The 5983-nt window shown below is 51.1% G+C and carries 6 protein-coding genes; 2 read left to right on the top strand and 4 right to left on the bottom strand.

Annotation, left to right across the window (positions count from 1 at the left end; all coding sequences use genetic code 11):
* The coding region (gene mnmG / locus KDK13_RS00695; RefSeq protein ID WP_257282804.1) for a tRNA uridine-5-carboxymethylaminomethyl(34) synthesis enzyme MnmG at positions 1 to 1635 on the top strand (1635 nt) is incomplete at its 5' end.
* A gap of 42 nt (positions 1636 to 1677) precedes the next feature.
* Here mnmG and KDK13_RS00690 read toward each other — a convergent pair.
* The 4 genes from KDK13_RS00690 to KDK13_RS00675 form a co-directional block, all read right to left on the bottom strand.
* Entirely contained in the window at positions 1678 to 1971 is a 294-nt protein-coding gene (locus tag KDK13_RS00690; RefSeq protein ID WP_257282803.1) for a helix-turn-helix transcriptional regulator, read from the bottom strand.
* A gap of 113 nt (positions 1972 to 2084) precedes the next feature.
* A complete protein-coding gene (locus tag KDK13_RS00685) occupies positions 2085 to 2675 on the bottom strand; it encodes a YhgN family NAAT transporter (RefSeq protein WP_257282802.1) in 591 nt (196 codons plus the stop codon).
* 92 nt (positions 2676 to 2767) lie between these two features.
* Complete coding sequence (locus tag KDK13_RS00680; RefSeq protein WP_257282801.1) at positions 2768 to 2998, bottom strand: hypothetical protein; 231 nt, start codon at positions 2996 to 2998, stop codon at positions 2768 to 2770.
* 211 nt (positions 2999 to 3209) lie between these two features.
* Positions 3210 to 3746, bottom strand: coding sequence for a gamma carbonic anhydrase family protein (locus KDK13_RS00675; protein WP_257282800.1), 537 nt, complete (start codon positions 3744 to 3746; stop codon positions 3210 to 3212).
* A 145-nt stretch (positions 3747 to 3891) separates the two neighbouring features.
* Here KDK13_RS00675 and prlC point away from each other — a divergent pair, with 145 nt between their 5' ends.
* Complete coding sequence (gene prlC, locus KDK13_RS00670; RefSeq protein ID WP_257282799.1) at positions 3892 to 5925, top strand: oligopeptidase A; 2034 nt, start codon at positions 3892 to 3894, stop codon at positions 5923 to 5925.
* Positions 5926 to 5983: the final 58 nt, after the last annotated feature.

The following is a 5983-nucleotide window of genomic DNA, read 5'->3' as shown; positions in this document are numbered from 1 at the left end:
GAGAATGAGGATCAGAAAGCCTGGGCGGTAAGGGCGACAAGGGCGCAGGCGGATCGGGCGCTTTACAAAGCCGCCATTCGTTCGATTCTGGAAAACCAGGAGAACCTGTGGATATTCCAGCAGGCGGCGGATGACCTGGTGGTTGATGAGAACTCCAGCCAGGTTCGGGGTGTCGTGACCAACATGGGTGTTCGTTTTCTTGCCCCGAATGTGGTGTTGACTGCCGGTACTTTCCTTGGTGGTCGAATTCACATTGGCCTGGAAAACCACAGCGGTGGCCGGGCCGGTGATCCGCCATCCATCGCCCTGGCGAACCGGCTGAGAGAACTGCCTCTAAACGTTCAGCGGCTGAAAACCGGTACGCCTGCCCGTATTGATGCCCGCAGTGTGGATTTTTCCGTGATGGAAGCGCAACCGGGGGATACGCCGATGCCGGTGATGTCTTACCTTGGAACGGTAGAGCAGCACCCTGAGCAGGTATCCTGTTATATCACCCATACCAATGAGCGTACCCATGAGATCATCCGGGGTGGACTGGACCGTTCACCCATGTTTACCGGGGTTATTGAAGGGGTAGGTCCAAGATATTGCCCATCCATCGAGGATAAAATCACCCGGTTTGCGGATAAAAACTCCCACCAGGTGTTTCTGGAGCCGGAAGGGTTATCCACCCATGAGCTGTATCCCAATGGCATCTCGACCAGCTTGCCCTTTGATGTGCAGATCAATCTGATTCACTCGATTCGTGGCCTGGAGAATGCTCATGTTACCCGCCCCGGTTACGCCATCGAGTACGATTACTTTGATCCAAGAGGACTGAAGTACTCCCTGGAAACCAGGGCCATTGGTGGCTTGTTCTTTGCCGGTCAGATCAACGGTACCACCGGCTATGAAGAAGCGGCAGCACAGGGACTGCTGGCGGGTATGAATGCGGCGCTCAGGGCACAGGATAAAGAGTCCTGGTGCCCTCGTCGTGACGAAGCTTACATCGGAGTGCTGGTGGATGACCTGATCACCAATGGCACCAGTGAGCCTTACCGCATGTTTACCAGCCGGGCAGAATACCGGTTGATCCTGCGGGAAGATAACGCCGATCTGCGCTTGACAGAAAAAGGAAGAGCACTGGGGCTGGTGGATGATCAACGCTGGGCGGCATTCAGTGACAAGAAAACTCGCATTGAGAAGGAATCTGAGCGCCTCAGAGCGACGTTTATCCATCCGGGCAGTGAGGCTGCCAGTTCCCTGGAAACGAAGCTCAGCAGGCCTGTAAGCCGTGAATACAGCCTTCTGGAACTGCTTCGTCGCCCGGAGTTGACTTATAGTGATGTGGCTGGACTGGTGGGAGAAGCGGAAACCCATGGTCAGGTCGCGGAACAGGTGGAGATTCAGACCAAGTACCAGGGCTATATTGACCGTCAGACCGAAGAGATAGACCGTATGCGGCGTTATGAGAATACCCGCATACCACAGACGCTGGATTACACATTGATCGAAGGGCTTTCCAACGAGCTGAAGCAGAAGCTGAGCGATGCCCGTCCTGAGACACTGGGCCGTGCTTCACGTATTCAGGGGATGACACCTGCGGCAGTCTCTCTGCTGCTGGTTTATATGAAGAAGCGCTCTATGGCGGCTTAAGGGATTCTGTTACCAGTTTCTGAAGGTCGGGGGTAACCCCGATTACGTTAACTCATCCACACAACACTCATCACTTAGAAACCCCATGACCTCATTGAAGGTGTCGAACTGGGGAATGCAATACAGTGTCCTGCCATCCCGCTTCTGTTTAACCAGCCCTACAGACATCAGGGCTGAAATATGGTGGGAAAGCGTTGAACCGGGAATGTCCAGCTCTTTTTGCAGGACTCCGACCGGCACACCCTGATGGCCAGATCTGACCAGACGTTTGTAAATTCCAAGCCGTGAAGGGTGACCCAGCTCTTTCAGAGCCTTGGCACAGGTGTCTAGGTCCATGGTAGAAATCTTATCTTGGTAAATAATTCGATATTAATGGAAATGTAGTGAGTTTGTACATCAACTGCTTCCGATCTATTCATTATTTACAGGAAGCAGTTGGTGGGTGTTTACTAAGCCTGGTAGTGAGCAATACCATCCATAAACATCTGCACAGAGAGCATCACCAGGATCATCCCCATTAGTCGTTCGATGGCAAATATGCCCCGACTACCCAGCAGTGTCATGATTTTACCCGACAGCATCAGAATGGCTGCGCTCAATGCCCAGGAGATAAAAACGGCCATGGCCAGTGGCCACTGATTTCCCGGATGCTGACTGGAGACCAGCATCAGGGTTGCCAGAATGGATGGGCCAGCAATAAGAGGAATTGCCAGGGGCACAATGAAGGGTTCACCATCTGGCGTACTGCCCATAATGCCGCCACCCCGACTGGATGGGAAAATCATGCGAATGGCGATGATAAACAGGATGATGGCACCGGCAATACTGACTGATTCCTGCTTCAGATGCAGTGATAGCAGCAGGTATTTTCCGGCAAAAAGGAAGATCAGGAGAATAAACAGAGCTATTAATAGCTCCCTGATAAGAACCTTGCTACGCCTCTCTTCAGGAACCCCTTTCAGAATTGAGATAAAGACGGGCATATTGCCCAAAGGGTCCATGATCAGGAATAGCAGGATAACGGTTGAATATATGTCCATGTTTGAAAGAGCCAGCTGTGTGTATCAGGGCGCGCTTATAACATATTCAGCAACGGTCAGGATAGGACTCCTTCAGGATATCCAGACAATAATTAGCCCCTGATGATTTGACTGGCATAGATATTAAGCAACCGGGCATCACGACTCCTGCCATCACCATTGCCATCAAGATCAATGGTTTCCTGCAACTGGAGCTTGGTATGGTGCTCCAGGGCGGCTTTTCTGGCTTCCCTGATTTCAGCTTTGTCTCTGGCCTCATCAGCTAATTCGGCTTGTCTGTACACTGGGTTGTGTTCGTGGCTTACGTTATAAAGTTCGCTCATAGGAAATTCCTTCTGTAAATGGATGAAAACAGTCATTAATTTATTGGATAAATTCAGATTAGTTTTGACCAGCCCGGGTGTCATTGAGACTTAAGTCATAGGAGGGCGCTGGTGTACCGTATATTACTTCTTGATAGTTGTGACTATTTTTATTCACCCTTGGAGTAGAGAAACCTGGATAAAGTTCCATATTTTCCTGATTTATTCGTTTTTACTGGACTAAATAACGGTTTTTCAGTTTTACATAATTACCTGCTGTATATTCAAGGAAACTGCGCTCCTGTTCCGATATTTCCCGTGCTTTTGTGGCGGGGTTCCCCTTGTAAACAAAGCCACTGTCAAGACGCTTGCCAGGAGGGACCAGACAACCGGCGGCGACAATGACTTCCTCTTCCACCACGGCACCATCCAGAACAATGGCACCAATGCCAATCAGGCAGCGGTTATTGATAGTACAACCATGCAAAACCGCTTTATGGCCTACCGTTACATCATCACCAATGGTCAACGGGTGACCAACCGGGTTGTAATCACTGGCGTGGGTAATATGCAGAACTGAACCGTCCTGTATGCTGGTTCTGTCGCCAATACGGATGGAGTGCATATCGCCACGTATAACCGCCATTGGCCATACAGAGCTGTCATTCCCGATGGTGACATCGCCGAGCACAACCGCACTCTCGTCGATGTAGACCCTTTCGCCAAGAACTGGCATTTTAGTATTGAAGCTTCTAATGGCTTGACTCATTGAGCAGGGATCCCCTGATGTTTCTGTCTGAGTGGATGCAACCATGGATAGTGCGTTGGCCGGATTCTGCTTGAATTCCTGAGGTGACGCACCCATCTATTACCAATAATTACCATGAAATTTAAAGAGTATAGAGAGCTGTCCTATGAATAACCCGCTACTGGAATCCAGTGAACTTCCCCCCTTCTCCAAAATTCTACCTGAACATGTAAAACCGGCCATTGAAGCCATTATTGCTGATAATGAAAAGGCGGTAGCGTCGTTACTGGCTTCTGGCACCGGAATCGGCTGGCGCTCTCTGCAGGAGCCACTGGATCAGCTGGATGACCGGTTGGGACAGGCCTGGTCACCGGTTGGTCATATGAACGCGGTGGTCAACAGTGAAGCACTGCGGGAAGCTTACAATGGCTGTTTGCCGCTGTTATCGGAATACTCCACCCGCCTTGGCCAGAATCGTCAGCTGTTTGAGGCTTACCGGTCCCTGGCTGATTCGGCAGACTTTAACCAGTTGGACAGTGCCCAGCAGAAAGTGATTAACGATAACCTTCGGGATTTCCGTTTAGCCGGTGTTGCCCTGGAAGATGATAAGAAAGCCCGTTACGGCGAGATCAAAAAACAGTTGTCAGAACTGACCAGCAAGTTTTCCGATAATGTCCTGGACGCCACCATGGCCTGGAGCAAGCTGATTACCGACGAATCGGAGCTGGCTGGACTACCTGAATCTGCCCTGGCCGGTGCAAAGCAGCTGGCGGAGTCAAAAGAGAAAGTCGGCTGGTTGCTGAATCTGGATTTTCCAAGCTATTTCCCGGTAATGACCTATTGCGATAACCGGGAACTCAGGAAAGAGGTTTACACCGCCTTCTCTACCCGTGCCTCTGACCAGGGACCGAATGCCGGGGCGTTTGATAACACGGAAAACATCAGGGAGATTCTTAAACTTCGTCATGAACTGGCCCGGTTACTTGGCTTTGAAAACTATGCGGAATACTCCCTGGCCACCAAAATGGCGGAGTCACCGGATAAAGTTGTTGAGTTTCTGCAAGACCTGGCAGCAAAAAGTAAGCCTCAGGCAGAGAAAGAGCTGGCGGAACTAAAAGCATTTGCCAAAGCAGAGTTCGGCATTGAGGGGCTTGAAGCCTGGGATGTTGGCTATTATGGCGAGAAACTCCGCCAGCAGCGTTACGCTATTTCCCAGGAAGAACTGCGCCCGTGGTTCCCGGCAGAAAAAGTCATCGCCGGAATGTTTGATGTGGTCATTCGACTCTTTGGCATTGAGTTTGAAACTGTGGATAACGTGGATACCTGGCATAAGGATGTGCGCTTTTTCAACATCACCCGACAGGGAGAGGTGATCGGTCGTTTCTACCTGGATCTTTATGCCAGGGAACATAAGCGTGGCGGTGCCTGGATGGATGTCTGCCGTTCACGCTGGAAACTGGACGACAAGTTACAGCTGCCGGTCGCTTATCTGACCTGTAACTTCACCCCGCCGGTTGGCGATAAGCCGGCGCTGTTGACCCATGACGAAGTGGTGACCCTGTTCCATGAGTTTGGTCATGGGCTGCACCATATGCTGACCAGAGTGGATTATGCGGCGATTTCCGGCATCAGTGGCGTTGCCTGGGATGCCGTAGAACTGCCCAGTCAGTTTATGGAAAACTGGTGCTGGGAGAAGGACGGACTGGCCATTATCTCCGGGCACTTTGACACCGGAGAGCCACTGCCGGAAGCAATGCTGAATAAATTGCTGGCGGCAAAAAACTTCCAGTCTGCCATGATGATGGTCAGACAGCTGGAGTTTTCACTCTTTGACTTCAAACTTCATAAGGAATACCGGGATGGCATCGACGTTCAGTCCGTGCTTGATGAGGTGCGAAAGCAGGTAGCAGTGGTGATACCACCGTCTTTCAACCGTTTTCAGAACAGCTTCAGCCATATCTTTGCCGGTGGTTATGCGGCGGGCTATTACAGCTATAAGTGGGCCGAGGTATTATCAGCTGACGCGTTTTCGCGCTTTGAAGAAGAAGGCATTTTTAACCGGGAAACCGGTGAGTCCTTCCTCCATGAGGTGCTTGAAAAAGGCGGTTCTGCTGAACCTATGGAGCTGTTTGTCAACTTCCGCGGCAGAGAACCGGAGATTGATGCGTTACTGCGACACAGCGGTATTCAAACCGCCTGATGGCCTAGGAGCCTGTCCGAGAATAGACTGCCCTACTGCGGTGGCAGCAAATTGGTCT

The sequence above is a fragment of the Endozoicomonas sp. SESOKO1 genome, from assembly GCF_024606265.1.
GTDB lineage: Bacteria > Pseudomonadota > Gammaproteobacteria > Pseudomonadales > Endozoicomonadaceae > Endozoicomonas.
This window is presented reverse-complemented; position numbering and strand designations above follow the sequence as displayed.